The sequence below is a fragment of the Bacillus sp. MSP13 genome (genome assembly GCF_000815295.1).
Lineage (GTDB): Bacteria > Bacillota > Bacilli > Bacillales > Bacillaceae > Bacillus > Bacillus vallismortis.
The window spans coordinates 302,966-329,300 of the sequence record NZ_JXAQ01000003.1; the positions used below are offsets into that span (position 1 = coordinate 302,966).

Consider the following 26,335-nt stretch of genomic DNA (forward strand, 5'->3'; position numbering starts at 1 on the left):
GCTGGATATGGAGACATTTAAAAGGTTAAAAATGTTTTATTGGCCGTACAGAAGGGTGTTTATGTGGTCGCTTCTGGCCATGCTTTTGATGACTGCGATTACTGTCGTTTACCCGATTATCTTGCAAATCACGATTGATGAAATCGTCCTGGGAAAGCAGTATCGGCTTGCGGCATGGGTCAGCTTAGGATTTGTTGCGGTAATGGCCTTGAAAGGAACGGCCACTTTTTTTCATCAATACTTAGGTGATATGTTCGGCATCAAATCCGTTTATCGGCTGAGAAATGGCCTGTATGAAAAACTGCAGCGGCTTTCTTTTTCTTATTATGATAACGCGAAAACAGGGGATTTGATGTCCAGACTGACAGCTGACGTTGAAGGGCTTCGTTTTTTCTTATCTTACGGTCTCGCTGAGCTCATTCGATTCGGTCTGCTGGTCGCCATCAGCCTATCTGTCATGTTTTATTATTCTGTTCCTCTTACGCTTGTGACAATCGCTGTTTTGCCATTTCTCGCTGTTGCGGTATATCAGTTTGACAAAAGAGTCCATCCCGCTTTCAGAGGGATTCGCAAATCGTTTGCGAAACTCAACACAAAAGTCCAGGAAAATATCAGCGGCATCAATACGGTTAAATCTCTATCCAGAGAAGATTTTCAGATCAGCCATTTCAATAAGGCCAATGCGGAGTACAGGACACAGTATTTACAAACATCATCCATTTGGTCTGCGTATTTCCCTTTAATGGAGTTCATCGGCAATATTTGTATTGTGGCTCTCCTTTCATACGGCGGCTACCTGGTGATGCACAACGAGCTCAACCCCGGCGAGCTTGTCGCTTTTTTCAGCCTCGTCAATTATATGATGTGGCCGATTATGAACTTAGGCTTTGTCATCAATATGTTCTCTCAAGCAAAAGCGTCAGGTGAACGCCTGCTTGAGATTCTTGAAAAAGAAGAAGAGATCACAGATCATGCTCATGATATGCAAAAACAAAGATTAACAGGAGATGTCATGTTCAAGAACGTTTCTCTTGCATACGGTAAAGAACAAACAAACGCGCTAAGCAATGTCAGCTTTGAGGCAAACAGCGGGAAGGTAATCGGACTATTGGGCCCGACAGGTTCAGGCAAGAGCTCAGTTACACAGCTCCTCACCAGATTTTACAGTCCTGTTGGCGGAATGATTACCATTGACCATAAGCCTATCACCGATTATTCGTTAAAAACCCTTCGCTCCAATATCGGGGTCGTTCTGCAAGAATCTTTTCTGTTTTCATCTACGATTCGATCAAACATTTCGTACGGGAGGCCGGATGCCTCAATGGAAGACATCATCGAAGCGGCAAAAAGGGCGCAGGCTCATGCCTTTATCACGGAGCTTCCTGATGGATATGACACCATGCTTGGAGAGAGGGGAATGGGGCTTTCCGGCGGACAAAAACAGCGTATCGCCATTGCGAGAGCCATTTGTTTGAACCCGAGCATTTTAATATTGGATGATGCCACGAGCGCAGTAGATATGCAAACAGAGCACAGCATACAGCTGGCTTTAAAAGAAGTCATGAAAAACCGCACAACCTTTATCATCGCTCACCGGATTTCTTCTCTGAAACACGCCGATGAAATTCTCGTTTTTGATAAAGGGCGGATTTGTGAAAGGGGAACACATCAAGAGCTTCTCGAAAAAGGCGGCTACTATCAAAAGATTTACGATTTACAATACCGTGATGTCAAAATGATCAATGAGCCGCATCAGGTCGGATAGGGAGGGCTATATGAAACAAGCAGATAAACGAGGGATTTTGGAGCGTTTCTATTATTCTTCAGATGAAATCATTGAAAAGCCGTTTAACTGGACTCAAATGTGGCGGCTGCTGGGCTATGTTAAACCATATCGAAAAACGATTTTGCCGCTTTCTTTTCTTACCGTATTGATTGGGACTGCTGTGAAGCTTGTGATTCCCATTTTGATCGGCGTTTATGTTCTCGATCAAGCCATTGCGGAGAGAAACTCGGAGCTGCTGGTCCAGCTCATTTTTATCATTAGCGGTTTATATGTGCTCAATTATGCCGCCAATGTATTCAGAATTAAATGGATGAACCAGCTTGGCCAGCATGTGATATACGATTTGCGCCAGCATTTATTTACCCATGTGCAGCGCTTATCCCATCGTTTTTTTGATCAGCGGTCGGCCGGATCGATCTTGGTCAGGATTATGAATGATATTAACTCTCTTCAGGAGCTTTTTACAAGCGGAGTCATCAACTTATTGACCGACTTGCTGCTTTTGGCCGGCGTTATGATCATTTTGTTTACGCTGAGTCCTGAGCTGACTATAGCCATTATGGTGACACTGCCGATTATGTTTTTTATTTCAACAAGTCTTAGAAAAAAAATACGCCGCTCCTGGCAAAAGGTGCGCCTCAAGCAATCGAAGCTGAACTCTCATTTGAACGAAAGCATTCAGGGCATCCGTGTCACACAGGCATTTACGCAGGAAGAAGAAAACACGGCGTATTTTGACGGCGTCAATCAGGAAAACTATCAATCATGGCAAGAAGCCACAAGAAAAAATGCCATGTTCCGTCCGCTGGTAGAAATGACAAACGCGATTGGCACGGGTGTCTTGATTTGGTATGGCGCCACACTCATCATGAATGAAACCATCACGATTGGCGTCTTCGTTTCTTTTGCCTTCTATCTTGGCATGTTTTGGGAACCTATTTCAAGACTGGGGCAAGTCTATAACCAGCTGTTAATGGGAATGGCGTCATCAGAACGGATTTTTGAGTTTCTGGACGAACAGCCAAATGTTAAAGAGAAGCGGGGCGCGATTCATAAGCAAAAAATAAATGGGGAGATCAGTTTTGAAGAGGTTGAATTTTCGTATGATGAAAAACGAAAAGCCCTTCACGCTGTTTCCTTCACTATTCCGGCGGGCTCGACGCTTGCGCTTGTCGGGCATACGGGGAGCGGGAAAACAACGATCGCGAATGTAATCAGCCGTTTTTATGATGCCACGGGAGGCACCATAAAAATAGACGGTATACCAATTCAGGATCTTTCCCTTGCCAGTTTGCGCTCCCAAATCAGCATCGTGCTGCAAGATACATTCATTTTCTCCGGGACCATCGCGGAAAATATTCGTTTTGGCCGGCCGGGTGCTTCAGACGAAGAAGTGATAAAAGCAGCCCAAGCGGTCGGAGCGGATGAATTTATTTCTGGTTTAGCAGAAGGGTACGAAACAGAGGTGGAGGAGAGGGGCAGCGTACTTTCTGCCGGTCAGCGCCAGCTCATTTCATTTGCAAGAGCATTGCTCGCCGATCCAGCTATTATTATCCTTGACGAAGCAACCGCAAGTATTGATACAGAAACGGAAGTGAAAATTCAGCAGGCGTTAAAAACGCTATTGAAAGGGCGTACAGCAGTGATGATCGCCCACAGATTGTCTACGATCCGCGACGCCGACCGCATCATTGTTCTTGATCACGGCAAGAAAATGGAAGAAGGAAACCATGAGCAGCTGCTTGCTATAGGAGGCATCTACGCCGGGCTTGTGAAAACGCAATACAGCGAAGCGATAGAATAAGAGTGAAAGCCTTCAGTTTATATATTGAAGACTTTTGGAAATTTATTAGAAAAAACATGAAACCTTTTGGTCCCCATCTCGTATTATTTGTTAGATATTCTCAAGGAGGTTTTGAAATGGAAACAAATGTAGAAAAAAACAGCGCAACGGCGACTGAGAAGCCGTCACTTTTCGGAGTGATCTCAAGTCCGTCCATTCAATTTGAAAGAATAAGAGAAAGACCGGCTGTATGGGGACCGCTATTTATTGTTGCAGCGATTATCATCGTCGGCGCGGTACTGCAATCACTCGGTACGGATTATAGTGAGCTTATGAAAAACACGAGCCCTCAAGGGTTATCAGCTGAAGAAATTGAAACAGTCGCAACAATCACCAAATTTGGAGGAATGGCAGGCGCGATTTTCGGCGGTATCGCAGCGTTATTTATCGCTCCTCTTATTTATTGGCTTTGTGTAAAAATCTCAGGCGGAGTTACGACATACAAAAAAATGCTTTCTCTCGGTCTGTTTGTCTCTTTGATTAGCAGTCTTGGATTGTTGGTTAACGGAATCGTTATTTTCACGACTGACGCGAATCCTCTTTACAGCGTGACATCATTGGCGGGGATTATTCCGTCTGACGGAGCTCTTGCCAGCGTGTTAAATACTTTTGAGATATTTAGCATATGGAGCTATGTATTGTTAGCAATTGGCCTTCATAAAACAGGCGGCATCTCAAAAAAAGCAGGATGGATTTCAGTGATTGTTCTTTTCGGGATTTTAGTCGCATTTTCATTCTTTTCAGGTTTAATCAATTCAGTGGCGGGTGCATAACATCATGAAAAAAGTCTGGATCGGAATTGGAATCGCAGTTTTAGTCGCACTTTTCATTGGAATCAATATATACCGGTCTGCCGCCCCGGCAAGTGGAAGCGCCGGACAGAAGATAGAGGCGGGAGGTCTTGAAGAAAAAGAAATCTCGTCAACGGTTATGGTTCCCGGGACCCTGCAATTTTCAAATGAACAGTATGTCTTTTATGAAGCCGATAAAGGGACATTAGAAGACATTAAAGTGAAAGAAGGCGACAAAGTGAAAAAGGGAACGCCTTTAGTCACCTATACAAATGAGCAGCTGAGCCTCGAAAAAGAACAGAACCGGTTAACGGCTGAATCCAACCAGCTTCAAATTGACCAAATTGAAGAAAAAATAAAAGCATTACATCATAAAGAAAAAGAACTGGCAAAACAGGTTGGAAAGAAAGAAGCAGAAAAACAAATTGAATCTGAGCGGACGGAGCTTCAAATGCAGAAAAAAACAACTGAGATCGATTTAAAACAAACCGAGCTCCAGCGGCAGTCACTTGCCAATCGGGTGTCAGATCTTGAAGTCAAAAGCGAAATCGAAGGTACCGTTATTAGTGTCAACCAAGAAGCGGCCTCCAAAAAATCAGATATTCAAGAGCCTGTCATACATATCGGCAATCCGAAAGACCTTGTCGTCTCCGGGAAATTGTCTGAATACGATACACTGAAAATTAAAAAAGGCCAGAAGGTCACACTCACTTCGGATGTTATTCAGGATAAAACGTGGAAAGGCACAGTGTCCGCAGTCGGACTTGTTCCGGATCAGCAGGACAGCACCGCGGTACAAGGAACAGACCAAGCGGTCCAATATCCGCTTCAAGTGAAAATAAAAGGGGATCTTCCAGAAGGAAAGCCTGGCTTTAAATTCATCATGAATATTGAAACAGATAAGCGGAAAGCAAATACGCTTCCTTCAAAGGCAGTCAAAAAAGAAGATGATCAATATTATGTATATACAGTAAAAGACGGAAAAGCAAAACGAGTTGATGTCAAAATCGGTGAAGTTACAGATGATCTGACAGAGATTAAAGAGGGGGTTTCTCAAGAGGATCAAGTCATTTTGAATCCCTCTGATCAGGTGACCGATGGAACGGAAGTGAAAGCATAAATGATTCAGCTTTCTAATGTGAGAAAAAGCTATCAGATCGGCAGGGAAACGTTTGATGTTCTCCATTCTATTGATTTGGACATTCATCAGGGGGAATATGTCTCGATTATGGGGCCGTCAGGATCAGGGAAATCGACGATCATGAATATTATCGGCTGTCTTGACCGGCCGACTTCCGGTACGTATAAATTGGACGGCGAAGACATTTCTTCATATAAAGATAAAGAACTGGCTGCAGTCCGTAACCGGTCCATCGGTTTTGTATTTCAGCAATTTCAGCTTCTTCCGCGGCTGAACGCAAAAAAAAATGTCGAGCTGCCTATGATTTATTCCGGTATAAGCAAAAAAGAACGACAAGAGCGGGCTGAGAGAGCGTTGGAGAAGGTCGGGTTAGCCAATCGAATGCTCCACATGCCCAACGAGCTGTCGGGCGGGCAGAAGCAGCGGGTAGCCATTGCCCGAGCAATCGTGAATGAGCCAAAATTGATTTTAGCAGATGAACCGACCGGCGCGCTGGACACGAAAACAAGCGTGGCGATTATGGAACAATTTACAGAATTAAATGCCGAAGGAACGACAATCGTTCTTGTTACGCACGAACCGGAAGTCGCAGATTGCACGAATCGAATCGTCATGGTGCGTGACGGACACATTGCTCCTGCCAGCTCCGGACAAAGGAGCGTGGGAGAATGAGTCTGTTAGAGAACATTAGAATGGCTTTAAGCTCCGTCCTTGCCCATAAAATGCGTTCGATTCTAACGATGCTCGGCATTATCATTGGTGTAGGCTCTGTCATCGTCGTGGTTGCGGTAGGACAGGGCGGCGAGCAAATGTTGAAGCAGTCGATCAGCGGCCCGGGCAATACCGTAGAGCTGTACTATATGCCAAGCGATGAGGAGCTTGCAAGCAATCCGAACGCCTTAGCAGAATCTACTTTTACAGAAAATGATATCAAAGGTTTAAAAGAGATAGAGGGCATCGAACAAGTTGTTGCCTCGACTTCTGAAAGTATGAAAGCACGTTATCATGAGGAAGAAACGGATGTTACCGTTAACGGGATAAACGATGGATACATGAATGTCAATTCTTTAAAAATCGAAAGCGGCAGAACCTTTACCGATCATGATTTTTTTGCGGGGAAAAGAGCCGGAGTCATCTCTGAAAAGATGGCTGAAGAGCTGTTTGATAAAGCATCCCCTCTTGGAGAAGTGGTCTGGATCAACGGACAGCCTGTTGAAATCATCGGCGTGCTGAAAAAAGAAACAGGCTTGCTTTCTTTCGGTTTGAGTGAAATGTATGTGCCATTTAATATGATGAAATCCTCTTTTGGCACAAGTGATTTCAGTAACGTATCCTTGCAAGTCGAATCAGCGGATGACATAAAAACAGCTGGAAAAGAAGCAGCGCAGCTAGTAAATGACAATCATGGCACAGAGGATTCATATCAAGTGATGAACATGGAAGAGATTGCGGCCGGAATCGGCAAAGTAACAGCGATTATGACGACGATTATCGGCTCAATTGCAGGCATCTCTCTTTTGGTCGGCGGGATCGGTGTCATGAATATTATGCTCGTATCAGTCACAGAACGGACGCGAGAAATCGGAATCAGAAAATCACTCGGTGCGACGAGAGGACAGATTCTGACTCAGTTTTTAATTGAATCAGTCGTACTGACACTGATCGGAGGACTGATTGGGATTGGAATCGGATATGGAGGGGCCTCGCTTGTTTCCGCCATTGCGGGCTGGCCGTCACTCATATCCTGGCAGGTTGTAGGCGGGGGCGTGCTGTTCAGTATGCTCATTGGAGTGATTTTCGGCATGCTTCCTGCAAATAAAGCCGCAAAGCTTGATCCGATTGAAGCACTGCGTTACGAGTAGCCTCATGCAATATGCATGAGGTTTTTTCATGTTCATTTTTTTCTACTATGAATATAAAAGACTTTTTTCATTAAAATAAGAAGAAAATGTCGTACAATTGTCCTTGTTTTTGTCGAATTTACAGTTTACAAACCCTATAGACATACGTTAATATGGAGAAACGTGAAAGATTTTGATAGTTATTGAATGAATTTGAATGATTTTAGTTGCCTAAATTGAAAAAAGCGTTTACAATGAAATTGTATTCAAAATGAATACGTTTTCATTAGGAGGTGAAGCATGCTAACTCCTGAACGGCATCAATTGATTATTGATCAAATAGAAAAGCATGATGTGGTCAAAATTCAAGAGCTCATAAATCTTACAAACGCTTCTGAATCAACAATCAGAAGAGATTTATCAACACTTGAAGAACGCGGTTTTTTAAAGCGTGTTCATGGGGGAGCAGCCAAGCTTTCCGATATCAGACTTGAACCCGATATGCTTGAAAAATCATCCAAAAACCTTCATGATAAATTGAAGATTGCTGAAAAAGCAGTTTCCCTTTTAGAAGAAGGAGATTGCATTTACCTTGATGCAGGCACGACGACTTTGTACATGATTGATTTTATGGATAAAAGCAAAGATATTGTTGTAGTCACAAACGGGGTGATGCATATCGAAGCACTAATAAGGAAAGAAATTTCTTTTTACTTGCTTGGAGGATACGTAAAGCACAGAACGGGCGCTGTTATTGGAGGCGCTTCACTGGTTGCCATGGATCAATACAGATTCGACAAGAGTTTTCTGGGGACAAACGGTGTCCATACAGAGGCTGGATTCACAACGCCGGACCCTGATGAGGCCCTTTTAAAACAGAAAGCTGTCAAACAGGCAAAACACGCTTACGTCTTAGCAGACCCTTCGAAATTCGGAGAAATTTCATTTTCGGCATTCGCCGGAATAGGCGACGCAACAATCATTACGACTGACGCTGAAGAGCTTACATTCGATAATTACCAAGAAAAAACTGTCGTAAAGGTAGTGAAACCATGATTTACACTGTAACACTTAATCCATCTGTCGATTATATTGTTCACGTTGAAGATTTTACTGTAGGAGGCCTGAACCGTTCCGCATACGATACAAAGTATCCAGGGGGCAAAGGCATCAACGTATCGAGACTGCTCAAAAGACACCATGTACCGTCTAAAGCGCTCGGATTCGTCGGCGGATTTACCGGAGAATATATCAAAACATTTTTGCAGAAAGAAAACCTGGAAACAGCTTTTTCTGAAGTGAAAGAAGACACCCGTATCAATGTTAAGCTAAAAACGGGTGATGAAACTGAAATTAATGGTCAGGGACCAACAATTTCGAATGAAGATTTCAAAGCCTTTTTAGAACAGTTCCAGTCTTTGCAAGAGGGAGATATCGTCGTCCTAGCAGGAAGCATTCCATCTTCATTGCCTCATGATACTTACGAAAAAATCGCGGAGGCCTGCACAAAGCAAAACGCGCGTGTTGTTCTGGATATCTCTGGTGAGGCGCTTTTGAAAGCGACAGAAATGAAACCGTTTTTGATGAAGCCAAACCATCATGAGCTTGGAGAAATGTTCGGCACGACCATTACATCTGTTGAAGAAGCTGTCCCATATGGGAAAAAACTTGTAGAACAAGGGGCTGAACATGTAATCGTATCCATGGCAGGAGACGGAGCGCTTCTATTTACGAAAGAAGCTGTTTATTTTGCTAACGTGCCGAAGGGGAAATTGGTCAACTCAGTCGGAGCGGGAGATTCCGTCGTTGCAGGCTTTTTGGCCGGTATTTCCAAACAGCTGCCGCTTGAAGAAGCATTCCGTTTAGGTGTTACATCAGGCAGCGCTACCGCGTTCTCTGAAGAACTCGGAACAGAAGAATTTGTCCAGCAGCTTCTTCCTGAAGTTAAGGTCACACGTCTATAGAGGAGGAAATAAAAGTGAAAATAACTGAGCTTTTAACGAAGCATACAATAAAGCTTAATATTGAGAGCAAAGAAAAAGAAAATGTGATTGACGAATTGGTTACTGTTCTTGATAAGGCCGGAAAATTAAATGACCGCCAAGCCTACAAGGAAGCCATTTTAAATCGCGAGAGCCAAAGCTCAACGGGGATCGGTGAAGGAATCGCTATCCCGCATGCGAAAACAGCAAGCGTTATCAACCCGGCGATCGCGTTCGGACGTTCAAAAGACGGTGTCGATTATGAATCATTAGACGGCCAGCCGGCTCACTTGGTGTTCATGATCGCGGCGACTGAAGGCGCAAACAACACTCACCTTGAAGCATTATCAAGACTTTCTACGCTGTTAATGCGTGAAGAAATTCGCAAGCAGCTCCTTGAAGCTGAGTCAGAAGATGCTATTATCGACATTATTAATCAGCACGATAAAGATGATGACGAAGAGGAAGAAGAAGAAGAAGCGGCACCAGCACCTGCCGGAAAAGGGAAAATCCTAGCGGTGACTGCATGCCCAACAGGCATTGCACACACATTTATGGCTGCGGACGCCCTGAAAGAAAAAGCGAAAGAGCTTGGTGTGGACATTAAGGTCGAAACAAATGGTTCAAGCGGTATCAAGCACAAGCTGACTGCCCAAGAAATTGAAGATGCGCCTGCCATCATTGTCGCAGCGGACAAGCAGGTTGAAATGGAACGCTTTAAAGGCAAGCGCGTGCTTCAAGTACCTGTTACAGCAGGTATCAGACGCCCGCAAGAGCTTATCGAAAAAGCGATGAATCAAGACGCGCCGGTTTACCAAGGCAGCGGCGGCGGTTCTTCAGCTTCAAACGATGATGATGAAGCGAGAGGCAAGTCTGGCGGCAGCATCGGAAGCACGTTTTATAAGCATCTGATGAGCGGTGTCAGCAACATGCTTCCGTTCGTAGTCGGCGGCGGTATTCTCGTTGCGATTTCATTCTTCTGGGGAATTAATTCTTCCAATCCGGACGATCCTACTTACAACACGTTTGCTGCTGCTCTTAAGTTTATCGGCGGTGACAATGCACTAGGATTAATCGTTGCTGTTCTTGCCGGTTTTATTGCAATGAGTATAGCAGACCGTCCTGGTTTTGCGCCTGGTATGGTCGGCGGATTTATGGCAACTCAAGCAAATGCTGGATTCTTAGGCGGTTTAATTGCCGGATTCTTGGCTGGTTATCTCGTTGTTCTATTGAAAAAAGCGTTTGTCTTTATTCCGCAGTCACTTGATGGACTGAAACCTGTATTAATCTATCCGCTGTTTGGTATTTTCTTAACTGGTATTATCATGCGTTTCGTTGTGAATACACCGGTAGCGGCATTTATGAACTTCTTAACCAATTGGCTTGAAAGCCTGGGAACTGGCAACCTTGTATTAATGGGTATTATTTTGGGCGGTATGATGGCGATCGATATGGGCGGCCCGCTTAATAAAGCAGCCTTTACGTTCGGTATCGCGATGATCGATGCAGGCAACTACGCGCCTCACGCAGCGATCATGGCCGGCGGTATGGTTCCTCCGCTTGGTATCGCACTTGCAACAACAATTTTCCGAAACAAATTCACTCAGCGTGACCGTGAAGCTGGCATTACATGCTACTTCATGGGTGCTGCTTTCGTAACAGAGGGAGCGATCCCGTTTGCTGCGGCTGACCCGCTTCGCGTGATTCCAGCTGCTGTCGCTGGTGCAGCTGTTGCCGGCGGATTAACTGAATTCTTCCGTGTAACGCTTCCGGCACCTCACGGAGGAGTATTCGTAGCCTTCATTACAAACCATCCGCTGCTTTACCTATTAAGTATCGTGATCGGTGCTGTCGTGATGGCAATTATCCTCGGCGTTCTTAAAAAACCTGTTACAGAGAAATAAGAAAAAGCGTCCCTCATTTGAAGTGCACCCCAAATTTTAGACACAGTCTAAAATTTGGAGGTGCTTTTTCTTTATCCTGCTGGCGGGAGCGCGGTTAAGTTATGTATTTTATAATCATTTATGATAAAGTAAAAGAAGAGAAACAACTGACATAGCAACCGTCTAGGAGGAAACACTTTGACCGAGGAAAAAAATACGAAAACTGAGGAAGCGCCGAAGAAAAAAACCAATACGTACTTGGAATGGGGAAAAGCGATTGTCATCGCTGTCCTGCTGGCTCTCTTGATCCGTCACTTTTTGTTTGAGCCTTATTTAGTCGAAGGTTCATCTATGTATCCCACATTACACGACGGTGAAAGGCTGTTTGTGAATAAAACAGTCAATTATATCGGCGAACTGGAACGCGGAGATATCGTCATTATCGATGGTGAGACGTCTAAAATCCATTACGTCAAAAGATTGATCGGAAAGCCTGGAGAATCCGTTCAAATGAAGGATGATACGCTTTATATAAACGGAAAAAAAGTAGCCGAGCCTTACTTGTCTCAAAATAAAAAGGAAGCAGAAAAACTTGGTGTGAGTCTGACTGGCGACTTTGGGCCGCTTAAGGTTCCCGAAGGCAAATATTTTGTTATGGGAGATAACCGGCTGAATTCAATGGACAGCCGAAACGGGTTGGGGCTGATTGCGGAAAAACGGATTGTCGGCACATCGAAGTTTGTCTTTTTCCCGTTTAATGAAATGCGCCAAACAAAATAAAAACGCCTTGCTGGCCTTTGGACAGCAGGCGTTTTTTAATTTGAAAAAGAAGCGACTAATGCAATGCATAATACCGTAATAAACACTGAACCGATAATGGCCAGCACACTGAAGAAAAGGTGAACCTGTTTGTTTTCTTTTCCGCGTTTTTCTAAAAGCCGTTTAGAAAAAATATGCGAAAATATGTAAATAAGGGCTATGCCAATATATAAGCCGACATCTTTAGCGGTAAAGCCTGTTACAGCGAGGTAAAAACCCGTGAAAAAGATCATTAAGCAATATTCAGTAAGTGTTAAAAGCCTCAATGTGTTCCTCCATAAGAGTGTGTAATTTCCAGCTGGATGCATCCTCTTCTGTTTTATTGTAACATATGCTTGCAACGTTGAGTGTATAAGTGTTTTCTCTCCGATTTATCAGGGAATCATTTCTCTTGCCCTGCATTCATGGTATACTTTTATTGATGATAGACATGATGGAGGATAATAAATGATTGCTGTAAATAATGTAAGCTTGCGGTTTGCGGATCGCAAGTTATTTGAAGATGTCAATATTAAATTTACCCCAGGCAATTGCTATGGGTTAATTGGTGCAAATGGTGCCGGGAAATCAACGTTTCTGAAAGTGCTATCTGGCGAAATCGAGCCTCAGACAGGGGACGTTCATATGAGTCCTGGCGAGCGTCTTGCTATCTTGAAGCAGAACCATTTTGAGTACGAAGAGTATGAAGTGCTGAAAGTGGTCATTATGGGCCACAAACGCCTGTATGAGGTCATGCAGGAGAAAGATGCTATTTACATGAAGCCTGATTTCTCAGATGAGGATGGAATTCGGGCTGCTGAGCTAGAAGGCGAATTTGCTGAGCTGAACGGATGGGAAGCAGAAAGTGAAGCTGCGATCCTTTTAAAAGGCCTTGGTATCTCAGAAGACCTTCATGCGAAGAAGATGGAAGACCTTGGCGGTTCAGAGAAAGTAAAAGTGCTCTTGGCACAAGCGTTATTCGGCAAGCCGGATGTACTGCTGCTCGATGAGCCGACGAACCACTTGGACCTTCAGGCCATTCAGTGGCTGGAAGAGTTTCTGATTAACTTTGAAAACACAGTTATTGTCGTATCCCATGACCGCCACTTTTTAAATAAAGTGTGTACGCACATTGCTGACCTTGACTTTAACAAAATCCAAGTCTATGTCGGAAACTATGATTTCTGGTACGAATCAAGCCAGCTGGCATTAAAGCTTTCTCAAGAAGCGAATAAGAAAAAAGAAGAGCAAATCAAACAGCTTCAAGAATTTGTCGCTAGATTCAGCGCCAATGCGTCTAAATCTAAGCAGGCGACATCAAGAAAGAAACTTCTCGATAAAATTACGCTGGATGATATTAAACCATCTTCCCGCCGCTATCCTTATGTTAACTTTACACCGGAACGGGAAATTGGAAATGATGTTCTTCAGGTGGAAGGCTTAACGAAAACGATCGATGGCGTAAAGGTGCTCGATAATGTCAGCTTTATCATGAATAGAGAAGATAAAATTGCTTTCACTGGCCGTAACGAACAGGCTGTTACCACGCTGTTTAAAATCATTTCTGGGGAAATGGAAGCAGACAGCGGAACGTTTAAATGGGGTGTAACGACATCTCAAGCGTATTTTCCAAAAGACAACAGTGAATATTTTGAAGGCAGTGATCTGAATCTTGTAGACTGGCTTCGCCAATATTCTCCTCATGACCAAAGTGAGAGCTTTTTACGCGGTTTCTTAGGACGGATGCTGTTCTCCGGAGAAGAAGTCCACAAAAAATCAAATGTATTATCTGGGGGAGAAAAGGTTCGCTGTATGCTGTCGAAAGCGATGCTTTCCGGCGCCAATATTTTAATTTTGGATGAGCCGACCAACCATTTAGACTTAGAATCCATTACAGCGCTCAATAACGGCTTAATCAGCTTTAAAGGCGCTATGCTGTTTACATCCCATGACCATCAGTTTGTACAGACCATTGCCAACAGAATTATCGAAATTACACCTAACGGCATTGTTGATAAGCAAATGAGCTATGATGAGTTCCTTGAAAATCCTGATGTGCAGAAAAAACTGGCTGAATTATACGCGTAACAAAAAAAGCAGAGATGTTCCTCTGCTTTTTTTGATACATAGATATGAAAGGGGCTACAATAATGAAGTTTTTAGTTGTCGGAGCAGGAGGAGTCGGCGGGTATATTGGCGGGCGCCTTGCAGAGAAAGGCAATGATGTGACATTTCTCGTACGCCAAAAAAGAGCTGAGCACCTAAAAGAAACCGGGCTTGTCATCCACAGTGAAAAGGGGGATGTATCATTCCAGCCCGCATTAATCACTGCCGGAGAAATAGGGCGGTTTGACGTCGTGATCATTGCTTCTAAAGCGTATTCACTTGAGCAAGTGATCGATGATGTCAAACCGTTTATCAATTGCGAATCTGTCATTATCCCTTTTTTAAACGGGTACCGTCACTACGAGCAGCTGTTTACGGCATTTTCAAAAGAACAGGTGCTGGGCGGTTTGTGTTTTATAGAAAGTGCCTTAGATGACAAGGGAGAAATTCATCATACGAGTGCATCCCATCGTTTTGTATTCGGAGAGTGGAACGGTGAACGTACGGAACGAATAACAGCGCTTAAAGAGGCATTTTCAGACGTCAAGGCAGAAGTCATCATCAGCGGGCATATTGAGAAGGACATTTGGAAAAAGTATCTGTTTATTGCGGCGCAAGCGGGGATTACAACGTTATTTCAAAGGCCGCTTGGCCCGATCCTTGCATCAGAAGGCGGACGTCACACGGCGCAAACTCTTATTGGGGAAATTGGCGCTATTCTGCGAAAAGAAGGCGTTCCGGCTGATCCGGATCTTGAGGAAGAGAGCTTCCGTACGATGACAAACATGTCTTATCATATGAAGTCCTCCATGCTTCGGGATATGGAAAACGGTCAAACGACTGAAGGCGACCACCTGCACGGCTTTTTACTTGGAAAAGCAAAACGCTTATCTCTAGCAGTACCTATATTAGAAACGGTTTATGCCAATCTGCAAATGTATGAAGCAGAAAAATAAAAAGGAAGGAGGCGAAAGCCTCCTTTTATTTATTTAAAAAGCCCAATTTCCCTTTCTGAAGATAGGCTCTCTTTTTCCGTCATTCGTAATTCCATCAATATTCATATCTTTAGAACCAATCATAAAGTCCACGTGTGCAATGCTTTCATTTAAGCCCTCTTTGACAAGCTCCTCACGTGACATCTGCTTTCCGCCTTCAATGTTAAAGGCATAGGCACTCCCGATCGCCAAATGACTTGACGCATTCTCATCAAACAATGTGTTATAGAAAAGAATATTTGATTGTGATATAGGCGAATCGTAAGGTACAAGTGCCACTTCACCTAAATAGTGAGAGCCTTCATCTGTTTCCACCAGTTCTTTTAAAATGTCTTCACCTTTTTCGGCTTTTATGTCGATTATACGGCCATTTTCAAACGTGAGGGTGAAGTTTTCAATAATATTTCCGCCATAGCTTAACGGTTTTGTGCTCGATACGACTCCATCGACCCCGTTTTTTTGCGGCAGCGTGAATACTTCTTCTGTCGGCATATTGGCCATAAACTCATGGCCGCTTTCATTTACACTGCCCGCACCAGCCCAAACATGCTTTTTAGGCAGCTTAATGGTTAAATCAGTTCCTTCTGCTTGATAGTGTAAAGCGGCGTAATGTCTCTTGTTTAAATGGTCAACTTTTTCATAAAGATTTTGATCATGCTTGATCCAAGCTTGAACCGGGTTGTCTTCGTTTACCCGCGTTGCTTTGAAAATTTCTTCCCACAGAAGCTGAATCGCTTCCTCTTCTGATTTGCCGGGAAAAACTTTTTGGGCCCAGCCCGCTGATGCCGCACCAACGACAGTCCAGCTGACTTTGTCCGATTGAATATATTGTCTGTATGTATGTGTGCCTTGCCTGCCGCTTTTTGGAATGCAGCGATCCTTTTGGAATCTGCACCTTTTAATAAGTCTGGGTTTGATGACACAACAGAGATGAAAGCAGCTCCTTTTTGAGCAAGAGCTTCTTTGCCTTTTGCTTCCCATTCAGGGTATTCTTCGAATGCTTCAAACGGCGCGAGTTCATATTTTAATTTGGCGACTTCGTCATCCTGCCAATTCACCGTGACATTTTTTGCGCCTTTTTCATATGCATGTTTCACAATGAGACGGACAAAATTCCGTACGTCTGTTGAAGCGTTTACCACTACATATTGGCCTTTTTGCACGTTTACGCCGACCTCTACCGCCAGCTGCGCATATGTATTTAATTTATAGGAAAATGGTTCCATAAATCATTCCTCCTCAAGCTTTTTCCTCATCATATCAAATATGATCCCATAAAGAAAAGAAAGGAGGCAAAAGTGAAAAACCCAAAACAACATGTCTTGGGTTTTTCGAAATTACGGATGATTCAGTTTTACAGTGCCGCCTGCAGGCGAATGGGGCATATTGGCTAAAGAAATGCTCATGCCTCCAAGAATAATTCCGCTTAAAATGGCTGCGATGGCTACTCTTCTTCCTAAATCTCTTAGCATCTGCTTCCTCCTTAACGTTTCTCCATTTCCCACAATATGAAGGGAGTGAGGAAAAAAGAAGCAAGAAATTTGCTGCATGTGAGATTTTTTCAGGAAAAGACTATTTAACCGCCTTTTGAAGCTTATCAATCACCTCTAAAGAACGGCCGGTGCCAATTGCCACAGATTCAAGCGGATTTTGCGCCACGTGTACAGGCACGACAATCTCTTCTGTGAGCCATTCTTTAATCCCGTTAAGGAGCGCGCCGCCGCCTGTTAAAATGACACCGCGGTCAACAATATCTCCGCTCAATTCAGGCGGGCAGTCCTCAAGTGTAGCTCTGATGGCTTCAAGAATATGCAGGAGAGATTCACGCATTGCATCTTGAATTTCGTTAGATTGAAGCATAATGGTTTTGGGAAGGCCTGTCACGAGATCGCGTCCCCGGATTTCCATTGCATCAGGAACATGCTCAATTAAAGCATGACCAATCTCCATTTTGATCTGCTCAGCTGTCCGTTCACCAATCAGCAAATTGTATTTTTTCCGGACGAAGGAAACGATATCCTCATCAAGCTGGTCTCCGCCGATTCTAATAGAGTGGCAGGAAACAACGCCGCCGAAGGAAATGATGGCGACCTCTGTCGTCCCTCCGCCGATATCTACTACCACATTGGCAACCGGCTCATCGACCGGCAAATCCGCTCCGATGGCGGCTGCTACCGGCTCTTCAATTAAATGGACGTTTTTCGCGCCGCAATTTTTCACCGCGTCACTGATGGCACGGCGTTCTACGGCTGTCGAGCCTGACGGTGTGCAAACGACTACATTCGGTTTTCTGAACGACATGCCGATGCTTTTTGCGGCTTTTTTCATAATGTGCTTTAGCAAATCGGTTGTCATATCATAGTCTGCGATCACGCCATCTTTCATTGGTCTGACAGCGACAATTTTTCCTGGTGTTTTCCCGATCATGTTTTTCGCGTCAGTCCCGATCGCAAGGACTGCTTTTGTCGTAGTATCCACTGCCACTACAGATGGTTCATTTAAGATAATCCCTTTATTTTTGCTGTACACAAGTATATTAGCTGTTCCTAAGTCAATCCCGATTTCAGTTGATTGAAACATGTTTTCACCCAATCTCTATCCTGATTTTATATCATTCTACATTTAAAGTTTCTGAGAAATGAAGCGATTTTTGGGGGTGTGTGTCGGGAAAGAAATGTTTTTGTAAAAAATCATGGAGCAGTGTAACAGAAGTAATACATTTTTCGGTTTTATGGTAAAAATATCTTGTGATTCTTATAGAAAGCGGGAAACTTTTTCTGAGTTTCATACGTCTACGATATATTGAGGTTCATCCTTAAACATTACATGAGAAAAGAAACATTTAAAGGAAGAAGGGTTTTTTATGAAATCAATAGGTGTTGTGAGAAAAGTAGATGAGTTAGGGCGTATTGTCATGCCGATCGAATTAAGACGGGCATTGGATATTGCGATAAAAGACAGCATTGAGTTTTTTGTTGACGGGGATAAAATTATCTTGAAAAAGTATAAACCTCATGGGGTTTGTTTAATGACCGGAGAAATCACTTCAGATAATAAAGAATACGGCAATGGTAAGATTACGTTAAGCCCTGAGGGTGCACAGCTGCTTCTCGAAGAAATCCAAGCCGCTTTAAAAGAATAATATCATGTTGAAATAGGCGGAAAGAAACAATCTCCGCCTTTCTTTCTGCCGATTTCCGAATCCGCCGCCTAATATATGGAAAAATATACATCATGTGATGAATGATTTGGGATACTTTACATATTTTACTCAATTATTTGTTGAAGAATGGTACAATAAATAGAGAAACACAAGCGGCAGGTGGTCATATGAGAAAATATCAAGCACGTATCATTTCCATCATCTTGGCAATGATTTTTATTATGTTTTGGGATTATTTATTTTATTTTATAGGCAAAAACCCGATTAATTGGCCTGTTGATATTGTGTATACTGCAGTCACGTTAGCAAGTGTCTGGATGCTGGCTTATTATATTGATGAAAAACAGCAGCTGGTTCAGAAAATGAAGGATAATGAATGGAAGTATAAACAGCTTTCTGAAGAAAAAAACCGCATCATGGATAATTTGCAGGAAATCGTATTTCAAACGAATGACAAAGGTGAAATTACATATTTAAACCAAGCGTGGGCCTCCATAACCGGCTTTTCAATCAGTGAATGTATGGGAACAATGTATAATGATTACTTCATAAAAGAAAAGCACGTAGCCGACCACATCAGCACGCAAATTCAAAACAAAGCCTCTTCTGGCATGTTTACGGCAAAATACGTGACAAAGAATGGCACGATTTTTTGGGGAGAAGTTCATTATAAACTTTACTACGATCGAGATGACCAATTTACAGGCAGCCTGGGCACAATGTCAGATATCACTGAGCGGAAAGAAGCCGAAGATGAGCTTATTGAGATTAATGAACGGCTGGCGAGAGAATCTCAGAAACTGTCAATCACAAGTGAACTTGCCGCCGGGATTGCACATGAGGTCAGAAACCCTTTAACCTCTGTCAGCGGTTTCCTTCAGATTATGAAAACACAATATCCAGACAGAAAAGGTTATTTTGACATCATTTTTTCAGAGATTAAAAGAATTGATTTGGTGCTCAGCGAGCTGTTGCTGCTTGCAAAGCCGCAGGCGGTCACATTTAAGGCGCATCACCTCAACGAGATCCTGAAACAAGTTACGACATTGCTTGATACCAATGCAATTCTGTCCAATATCGTCATAGAAAAAAATTTCAAAGAGACAGAGAGCTGTATCATTAACGGAGACGAAAATCAGCTGAAGCAGGTCTTTATCAATATCATTAAAAATGGAATTGAGGCAATGCCACAAGGCGGTGTCGTTACCATTTCAACCGCTAAGACAGCCTCTCACGCCGTGATAAGCGTGAGAGATGAAGGAAACGGCATGCCCCAGGAAAAGCTTAAGCAGATTGGCAAACCTTTTTATTCAACCAAAGAAAAGGGCACGGGGCTCGGACTTGCCATTTGTTTAAGAATCTTGAAGGAGCATGACGGAGAATTGAAAATCGAAAGTGAAGCTGGAAAAGGCAGTGTCTTTCAAGTTGTTCTGCCTTTTAAACCAAACGGCTGAGAGGGGGGAGACGATACACATGCTGCTGTTTGTATACGGGACATTAAGAAAACATGAAAAAAATCATCATCTGCTTGCGCAGTCGGTATGTATCAATGAGCAGGCCAGAACGAAGGGATGTCTGTTTGATTCAAATGAGGGGCCTGCAGCCGCTTTTGATGATGAAGGCTATATATGCGGCGAGTTATATGAAGCAGATGAATGGTGTATACATAAGCTCGATCAATTTTATCAAGGCAGTGAAAAACATACGGTCCTTGTAGAAACGGATGACGGAATCAAAAAAGCGCTAGTTTATGATATGAACAAAACCGAATGTGCCGGCTTTTCAAAAATAAGCAGCGGTGACTGGAAAGAACATCAAATGATCAGCAAATCGCACAATCCTGTTTATTATTTTGCTTATGGGTCCTGCATGGACAATGCCCGCTTTCAAAAGGCGGGAGTCGAACACTATTTTCAAGATCCAGTAGGGAGAGCAGTTTTAAAAGGATACACAACCCGCTTCACCCTAAAAAGGGAAGACGGCTCAAGAGCGGATATGATGGAAGACGGAGGAACAACGGAAGGCGTTTTATATCGTATTCCTTTCTCTGCTCTCACTTATTTATATAAAAGGGAGGGCGTAGCATCTTTTGCGTATCGGCCGGCCTTTGTAGACGTTGAAGCAGGGGGGAGGCGCTATACAGATTGCTTAACCTTTCTCGTCCTCCAAAAAGAACCGGAAACTGCCCCGCCTCAGCACTATCAGGTTGAAATTGAACGCGGAGCGGAGATGTATTTGTCATCGGCGTTTGCTGAAAAGCTCAAGCGGCATATGAATTCCCTGCCAAAAGGGTAACGAAATTAACACTGTTACAAAAGAATATGATAAAATTTGAACAATATGAAGTCAGGTAAAGGAGCACCATTATGAAAAAAGAATTTGCGGTAATTGGACTGGGCCGTTTTGGTGGCAGTATTTGCAAAGCATTAAGCGAAGAAGGCGTCGAGGTTATGGCGATGGATATTGACGAAGATAAAGTCAACGAGTATGCCAAGATCGCATCCCACGCCGTTATCGGTGATTCAACAGACGAGTCTGTCCTGAAAAATTTAGGTCTGCGAAATTTTGACCACGTCATTGTAGCAATCGGCGAAAACATTCAAGCGAGTATTTTAACAACTCTTATTCTGAAAGAACTTGGCGTTCATACCATTACAGTGAAGGCACAGAACGATTATCATGAAAAAGTGCTTTCTAAAATCGGAGCCGATCACATCGTCCACCCGGAACGCGATATGGCAAAACGAATTGCGCATAACATCGTGTCCAACAACGTACTTGATTATTTGGAGCTGTCTGAAGAGCATAGTCTTGTTGAAATCGTAGCTAACAGCCGCCTGGCTGGAAATACGCTTCTCGATTTAGATATTCGTGCGAAATACGGTATTAACATCGTAGCTATCAAAAGAGGCAAGGAAGTCATCGTATCACCTCTTGCGACGGAAGTGATACATCAAGAAGATATTCTCATCGTCATTGGATCAGTGACAGACATTTCCCGTTTTGAAAAAAGAGTTCTTTATACAAAATAGCAGTAAAACAAGCCGTCCCCAAAGGGCGGTGTTTTTAATATTATCAGAATATAACGACTTTAATGAAATGAGCGTTAATTTCCTAACATTTTATTGACTAAGCATGGTCGTTCCGATAGCATATTGTACCATATAATAAAAAAGAGGAGGGGCCTATTTGAATAAAGGAGAGCTGGTCAATAGGCTGAATGCTTCAGCCCGAAGACAAAAAGCTGATATCGTCATTCAGAACGGAAAAATCATGGACGTATATAATCAAGAGTGGATATATGAAGATATTGCGATTACAGATGGAGTCATTGTAGGCCTCGGCGAGTATGAAGGCGAAAATGTTATTGATGCAGAGGGACAAATGATTGTTCCAGGTTTTATAGATGGACATGTACATATTGAGTCATCAATGGTAACACCGATTGAGTTCGCTAAAGCGGTATTGCCGCATGGTGTAACGACAGTTGTTACCGATCCGCATGAGATTGCGAATGTATCTGGTGAAAAAGGGATTGCATTTATGATTGAACAGGCTCGGCAAACACCGCTGAATATTCATTTTATGCTTCCCTCCAGTGTGCCTGCCGCAAGCTTTGAGCGATCAGGCGCAGTTCTTAAAGCTGCCGATTTAAAGCCTTTTTACGAAGAGAAAGAAGTCTTAGGACTAGCTGAAGTCATGGACTATGTGTCAGTTCAGCAGGCTGAGGAAGATATGGTTCAGAAACTGCTCGATGCCCGTATTGCAGGAAAGCGGGTTGACGGTCATTTAGCGGGTTTATCAACAGACCTCATTAATATTTATAGAACTGCATATGTCTTAAATGATCATGAAGTAACAACGAAAGAGGAAGCGCTTGATCGCATTAGAAGAGGAATGTATGTCATGATGCGTGAAGGATCAGTCGCAAAAAACACTCTCAATGTGCTGCCGGCAGTGAATGAAAAGAACGCACGCCGTTTCTTCTTTTGTACAGATGATAAGCATGTGGATGATTTATTGTCAGAGGGAAGTGTGAATCATCAGGTGAAAATGGCGATTGAAGCCGGACTCAACCCTTTTTTAGCCTATCAATTAGGAAGCCTTAACGCAGCTGAATGCTACGGATTAGATACAAAGGGAGCGGTTGCCCCGGGTTTTGACGCCGATTTGCTCTTTGTTTCTGATCTGGAAAACGTCACTGTCACAAAGACAATGGTAAAAGGACAAACGGTTTCTGAAGGTAGTGAAGCAGTCTATCAAGATAGTGCTTCAGCTCCCTCACCAGAACCGGCTCTGCTTCATTCTGTTAAACTCGCCGCGCCTCTTAATAAACAGAATTTTCATATGCCAATCGAACCAAATCAGCCAATCAATGTGATTCAAATCATTCCAAATCAGCTTGAAACACGGATGGTACGTGTTCCTGCTCCTGAAGGGCATGTTTTTGAGTCTGACACTGAGCTCGATTTGTTAAAGATTGCTGTTGTTGAGCGGCATAAAGGGTTAAAAGAAATCGGACTTGGTGTTGTGAATGGATTTAGATTGAAGAGCGGAGCGATTGCCACAACCATTTCGCACGATTCCCATAATATTATTGCCGTCGGGACAAACGATGCTGATATCGCGGCTGCAGTTAATAAACTCCAGGAAATTGGCGGAGGATTAACCATTGTAAATAATGGAGACGAGCTTCATTCAGTACCGCTGCCGATTGCGGGTTTACTTTCAGACCAATCAGCGGAGCAGGTGAATCAAAGCTTGATGTCGCTGCATGATCAATTGTCGAAAGTAGGTTTCACAGGCGGATTTAATCCATTTTTGACGCTGTCATTTTTGGCTTTGCCTGTCATCCCTGATATCAAAATGACGACAACGGGATTATTTGATGTAAAGTCATTCCAGCACATAACATTACAATAAAAAAAGATGCACTCCAAAGTGAGTGCATCTTTTTTTAAACCTCCATAATGATCGGAAGGATCATCGGGCGGCGTTTCGTTTTTTCATATAAGAACGGTGCAAGTGTATCTGTAATCTCATTTTTGATTTCAGACCATTGAGTCGTTTTTCGTTCCATCACTTTTTGTAAGTGGTTTGAGATAAGTTCTTGAGCATCATTAATCAAGTCGCCAGATTCTCTCATGTACACAAATCCTCTGGAAATTAAATCAGGTCCCGCTGAAACCTTAAAGCCATCCATGTCAATGCTGACAACCACGATGACCAGACCTTCTTCAGAAAGAATTCTGCGGTCGCGAAGTACGATATTGCCAATATCCCCGATGCCGCTTCCGTCAATGTATACTGAACCAGAAGGGATCTTGCCGGCCACTGCAGCTTCATCTCCTTTAAGCGCTAATACTTCGCCATTATCCATGATAAAGCAGTTTTCTTCAGGGATGCCGCAATCTGTTGCAAGCTTGACATGCATCTTTTGCATTCTGTACTCTCCGTGAATCGGCATGAAGAATTTAGGCTTGATTAAACGAAGCATCAGCTTCTGTTCTTCCTGTCCGCCGTGACCGGATGTATGAATATCATTTAGAGGTCCGTGGATAACCTCTGCCCCCGCGCGATACAGCTGGTTGATTGTCCGGCTTACGCTGATTGTGTTGCCTGGGATAGGGGATGAAGAAAATACGACTGTGTCCCCAGGATTGATTGAAATCTGGCGGTGTGTGCCGTTTGCAATTCTTGATAATGCTGCCATCGGTTCCCCTTGGCTTCCCGTACATAATATCGTTACTTTATTGGCAGGCAAACGATTGATTTCGTTATGCTCAATAAATGTATTTTTAGGGCAGCTAATATAACCGAGAGTTTGTCCGATTTCAATCGCGGATTCCATACTGCGTCCAAATACGGCAACTTTTCTTCCATTTAATACAGCTGCCTCAATCACCTGCTGCAAGCGGTGAATATTCGACGCAAATGTAGCGAAGATGACTCGGCCGTCCACCTTGCGGAAAATGTCATGGATGCTTTCGCCGACACGGCGCTCAGACATGGTAAACTCCGGGTTTTCGCTGTTTGTGCTGTCTGATAGGAGGCATAGAACGCCTTCTTTGCCGATTTCGGCCATTTTCGTTAAGTTTGCCGGCTCGCCGACTGGAGTAAAGTCGAATTTGAAATCTCCAGTATGTACAATGTTTCCGGGCGGCGTTTTTACAACAATACCGTAGGAATCCGGAATACTATGTGTAGTTCTAAAGAATGACACTGCCGTTTTACGGAATTTTACGATATCATCCTCACCGATAATATTCAGTTTCGTCTGTCGTAATAATCCGTGCTCTTCAAGTTTATTCCGAAGTAAGCCGATCGCGAGTTTACCGCCGTAAACAGGAATATTCACTTGTCTGAGCAGGTACGGAATACCGCCGATGTGGTCTTCATGACCGTGGGTGATAAAAAGCCCTTTAATTTTATCTTCGTTTTTGACTAAATACGTGTAATCTGGGATAACGTAGTCAATCCCGAGCAGCTCGTCCTCGGGAAACTTGATCCCCGCATCAATCAGCACAATTTCATCCTGAAATTGCACCGCGTACGTATTTTTACCGATTTCGCCCAGTCCTCCGAGGGCGAAAACGGCAGTCTGATCATTTTTTACAAATTTCATACCGCTCATAACTCCAATACTTTAAAATTTTCGCTCTGTTGTTCGTATTCTAGAAATGCACCATTAACAGGTGTAATAAACTCAATGTTTAATTTTTTCTCTTTTAACTTAGTTCTGACGTCACGCTCAGATACGCCTTCAATATAAAGTGAATCTGTCTTTTCCCGAACAGGTACTTCGTCAGCCTTTTCTTGATAAAATACCTTATAAATCATCCAAATCTCTCCTTAAATGCCGTATGTTAGACTCGCTTCTTCTATTATATTCGAAAACGGAATATAAGGAAAGCCTTGAGCAAAATAAGGATCCTTTGAAAAACGGAAGATCCCTTGTCAGGCAATGGCTTTCTTGCGGAGCATTCCGTTCCATTGTCTTCTGAGTTTCTTTCTTAATTTGCGCAGCATTTGTTCCTTCCTCCTTTCATCTTAACTTGTCCATAGTTCTTTTATACAAATAGTATACGGAGATGGGGGAAGACTTTTCGTGGTTATTAATGGAATTGAAATGTGTTTTTTGAACCAAATAGTTTGCTGAATGGCAATCTTTTTGTATGATGAAGGTGGGATTTGCAGATCAAGACGATAAAGGGGAAGTTATAATGGATTCAAAATTAATTTTTTTTGATATTGACGGTACGATATATGATCATGATAAGAATATACCGGAAAGTACGAGAAAAACGGTGGCCGAGCTGCAGCGCCAAGGGCACCATGTGTTTATTGCCAGCGGGCGGTCTCCGTTTTTAGTTAAGCCTATTATAGAAGAGCTGGGCATACACTCGTTTATTTCTTACAATGGGCAATATGTTGTCTTTGAAAATCAAGTGATTTATAAAAATCCTCTGCCTGAAGAGGCAGTCAAACGATTATTAAAACAGGCGGGAGAGGGCAAACATCCTGTCGTGTTTATGGCTGAGGACACAATGAAAGCGACTGTTGCGGATCATCCTCATGTCATGGAGGGAATCGGAAGCCTTAAAACCGATTATCCAGAAACCGATGACCTTTTCTATGAAGGAAAAGACATTTTTCAGCTTCTGTTATTTTGCCGGGATGAAGAAGAAAAAGCTTACGCGGCTTTTCCTGAATTTGATCTAGTGCGCTGGCATGATCTCTCGACTGATGTTCTGCCGCATGGAGGTTCGAAGGCTGAAGGAATCAAAAAAGTGATCGAGCGCCTTCCGTTTGATATTAGCGATACATATGCGTTTGGGGACGGATTAAACGATCTGCAAATGATTGAGTATGTTGGAACAGGTGTGGCTATGGGCAATGCTGTTCCAGAATTGAAAGAAATCGCGGATTTTGTAACAAAGCCGGTAGACGAGGATGGAATCGCGTACGCTGTCAAAGAATTGGGTCTTTTAACATAAAAAAATGGC

At 43.2% G+C, this 26,335-nt stretch carries 23 protein-coding genes and 1 pseudogene; 18 read left to right on the forward strand and 6 right to left on the reverse strand.

Annotation, left to right across the window (positions count from 1 at the left end):
- Positions 1-7: 7 nt before the first annotated feature.
- The 10 genes from SC79_RS02880 to sipT all read left to right on the forward strand — a co-directional run bounded on the left by SC79_RS02880 (position 8) and on the right by sipT (position 12,047).
- Positions 8-1,765 carry an ABC transporter ATP-binding protein gene (locus tag SC79_RS02880; protein ID WP_039073801.1) on the forward strand — a complete coding sequence of 586 codons (1,758 nt, stop codon included), beginning with the start codon at positions 8-10 and terminating at the stop codon, positions 1,763-1,765.
- A 10-nt stretch (positions 1,766-1,775) separates the two neighbouring features.
- Entirely contained in the window at positions 1,776-3,590 is a 1,815-nt protein-coding gene (locus SC79_RS02885; protein ID WP_039073802.1) for an ABC transporter ATP-binding protein, read from the forward strand.
- A 116-nt stretch (positions 3,591-3,706) separates the two neighbouring features.
- A complete protein-coding gene (gene yknW / locus SC79_RS02890) occupies positions 3,707-4,402 on the forward strand; it encodes a toxin SDP protection protein YknW (protein ID WP_039073803.1) in 696 nt (231 codons plus the stop codon).
- A 4-nt stretch (positions 4,403-4,406) separates the two neighbouring features.
- Complete coding sequence (locus SC79_RS02895; protein ID WP_039073804.1) at positions 4,407-5,540, forward strand: efflux RND transporter periplasmic adaptor subunit; 1,134 nt, start codon at positions 4,407-4,409, stop codon at positions 5,538-5,540.
- The gene (gene yknY / locus SC79_RS02900) at positions 5,541-6,233 is read left to right on the forward strand and encodes an ABC transporter ATP-binding protein YknY (RefSeq protein ID WP_039073805.1); all 693 of its coding nucleotides are present in this window, start codon (positions 5,541-5,543) and stop codon (positions 6,231-6,233) included. It abuts the gene before it with no gap.
- Positions 6,230-7,423, forward strand: coding sequence for a sporulation-delaying-protein transporter subunit SkiZ (gene skiZ, locus SC79_RS02905; protein WP_039073806.1), 1,194 nt, complete (start codon positions 6,230-6,232; stop codon positions 7,421-7,423). Before yknY ends, skiZ begins: the two co-directional genes overlap by 4 nt.
- 279 nt (positions 7,424-7,702) lie before the next feature.
- Entirely contained in the window at positions 7,703-8,458 is a 756-nt protein-coding gene (locus tag SC79_RS02910) for a DeoR/GlpR family DNA-binding transcription regulator (protein ID WP_039073807.1), read from the forward strand.
- The gene (pfkB, locus tag SC79_RS02915) at positions 8,455-9,366 is read left to right on the forward strand and encodes a 1-phosphofructokinase (protein ID WP_039073808.1); all 912 of its coding nucleotides are present in this window, start codon (positions 8,455-8,457) and stop codon (positions 9,364-9,366) included. The genes SC79_RS02910 and pfkB overlap by 4 nt, the downstream gene beginning before the upstream one ends.
- 14 nt (positions 9,367-9,380) lie before the next feature.
- Complete coding sequence (locus tag SC79_RS02920) at positions 9,381-11,288, forward strand: PTS fructose transporter subunit IIABC (RefSeq protein WP_039073809.1); 1,908 nt, start codon at positions 9,381-9,383, stop codon at positions 11,286-11,288.
- Between the two features lie 177 nt (positions 11,289-11,465).
- Complete coding sequence (gene sipT, locus SC79_RS02925; protein ID WP_039073810.1) at positions 11,466-12,047, forward strand: signal peptidase I sipT; 582 nt, start codon at positions 11,466-11,468, stop codon at positions 12,045-12,047.
- A 35-nt stretch (positions 12,048-12,082) separates the two neighbouring features.
- Here the strand turns inward: sipT and SC79_RS02930 are convergent, their stop codons facing one another.
- On the reverse strand, positions 12,083-12,352 hold the full coding sequence (locus tag SC79_RS02930; RefSeq protein WP_039073811.1) for a hypothetical protein: 270 nt from the start codon (positions 12,350-12,352) through the stop codon (positions 12,083-12,085).
- A 181-nt stretch (positions 12,353-12,533) separates the two neighbouring features.
- Between SC79_RS02930 and SC79_RS02935 the strand changes: the two genes are divergently transcribed.
- The gene (locus tag SC79_RS02935) at positions 12,534-14,153 is read left to right on the forward strand and encodes an ABC-F family ATP-binding cassette domain-containing protein (RefSeq protein WP_039073812.1); all 1,620 of its coding nucleotides are present in this window, start codon (positions 12,534-12,536) and stop codon (positions 14,151-14,153) included.
- A 62-nt stretch (positions 14,154-14,215) separates the two neighbouring features.
- Positions 14,216-15,127, forward strand: a complete 912-nt coding sequence (locus SC79_RS02940; RefSeq protein ID WP_039073813.1) for a ketopantoate reductase family protein — start codon at positions 14,216-14,218, stop codon at positions 15,125-15,127.
- 33 nt (positions 15,128-15,160) lie between these two features.
- On the opposite strand, the pseudogene SC79_RS02945 reads toward SC79_RS02940, so the two are convergent.
- The 3 genes and pseudogenes from SC79_RS02945 to mreBH all read right to left on the reverse strand — a co-directional run bounded on the left by SC79_RS02945 (position 15,161) and on the right by mreBH (position 17,746).
- Positions 15,161-16,392 (reverse strand): annotated as a pseudogene (locus SC79_RS02945) (aminopeptidase).
- Between the two features lie 111 nt (positions 16,393-16,503).
- Positions 16,504-16,638 (reverse strand): protein YkpC, encoded by a 135-nt coding sequence (locus SC79_RS19775; protein WP_003238865.1) that lies wholly within the window; start codon positions 16,636-16,638, stop codon positions 16,504-16,506.
- A gap of 100 nt (positions 16,639-16,738) precedes the next feature.
- Positions 16,739-17,746 (reverse strand): cell shape-determining protein MreBH, encoded by a 1,008-nt coding sequence (mreBH, locus tag SC79_RS02950; RefSeq protein WP_039073891.1) that lies wholly within the window; start codon positions 17,744-17,746, stop codon positions 16,739-16,741.
- A 283-nt stretch (positions 17,747-18,029) separates the two neighbouring features.
- Here mreBH and abhA point away from each other — a divergent pair, with 283 nt between their 5' ends.
- The 5 genes from abhA (at position 18,030) to ade (ending at position 23,252) form a co-directional block, all read left to right on the forward strand.
- Complete coding sequence (gene abhA, locus SC79_RS02955; RefSeq protein WP_003238863.1) at positions 18,030-18,308, forward strand: transcriptional regulator AbhA; 279 nt, start codon at positions 18,030-18,032, stop codon at positions 18,306-18,308.
- A gap of 188 nt (positions 18,309-18,496) precedes the next feature.
- Positions 18,497-19,783, forward strand: coding sequence for a two-component sensor histidine kinase KinC (gene kinC, locus SC79_RS02960; RefSeq protein WP_039073814.1), 1,287 nt, complete (start codon positions 18,497-18,499; stop codon positions 19,781-19,783).
- A gap of 13 nt (positions 19,784-19,796) precedes the next feature.
- Positions 19,797-20,624 (forward strand): gamma-glutamylcyclotransferase, encoded by an 828-nt coding sequence (locus SC79_RS02965; RefSeq protein WP_082022530.1) that lies wholly within the window; start codon positions 19,797-19,799, stop codon positions 20,622-20,624.
- A 71-nt stretch (positions 20,625-20,695) separates the two neighbouring features.
- The gene (gene ktrC / locus SC79_RS02970; RefSeq protein ID WP_010328461.1) at positions 20,696-21,361 is read left to right on the forward strand and encodes a Ktr system potassium transporter KtrC; all 666 of its coding nucleotides are present in this window, start codon (positions 20,696-20,698) and stop codon (positions 21,359-21,361) included.
- A 157-nt stretch (positions 21,362-21,518) separates the two neighbouring features.
- Positions 21,519-23,252, forward strand: a complete 1,734-nt coding sequence (gene ade, locus SC79_RS02975) for an adenine deaminase (protein ID WP_039073816.1) — start codon at positions 21,519-21,521, stop codon at positions 23,250-23,252.
- Between the two features lie 34 nt (positions 23,253-23,286).
- Here the strand turns inward: ade and rnjA are convergent, their stop codons facing one another.
- Positions 23,287-24,954: a ribonuclease J1 gene (gene rnjA / locus SC79_RS02980; RefSeq protein ID WP_039073817.1), complete on the reverse strand. Its 1,668-nt coding sequence runs from the start codon at positions 24,952-24,954 to the stop codon at positions 23,287-23,289.
- Positions 24,955-24,959: 5 nt separating this feature from the next.
- A complete protein-coding gene (gene rnpZA, locus SC79_RS02985) occupies positions 24,960-25,169 on the reverse strand; it encodes an RNA polymerase subunit omega 1 (protein WP_010328458.1) in 210 nt (69 codons plus the stop codon).
- Positions 25,170-25,552: 383 nt separating this feature from the next.
- Between rnpZA and SC79_RS02990 the strand changes: the two genes are divergently transcribed.
- Positions 25,553-26,326 (forward strand): Cof-type HAD-IIB family hydrolase, encoded by a 774-nt coding sequence (locus SC79_RS02990; RefSeq protein ID WP_039073818.1) that lies wholly within the window; start codon positions 25,553-25,555, stop codon positions 26,324-26,326.
- The last annotated feature ends 9 nt before the right edge of the window (positions 26,327-26,335 follow it).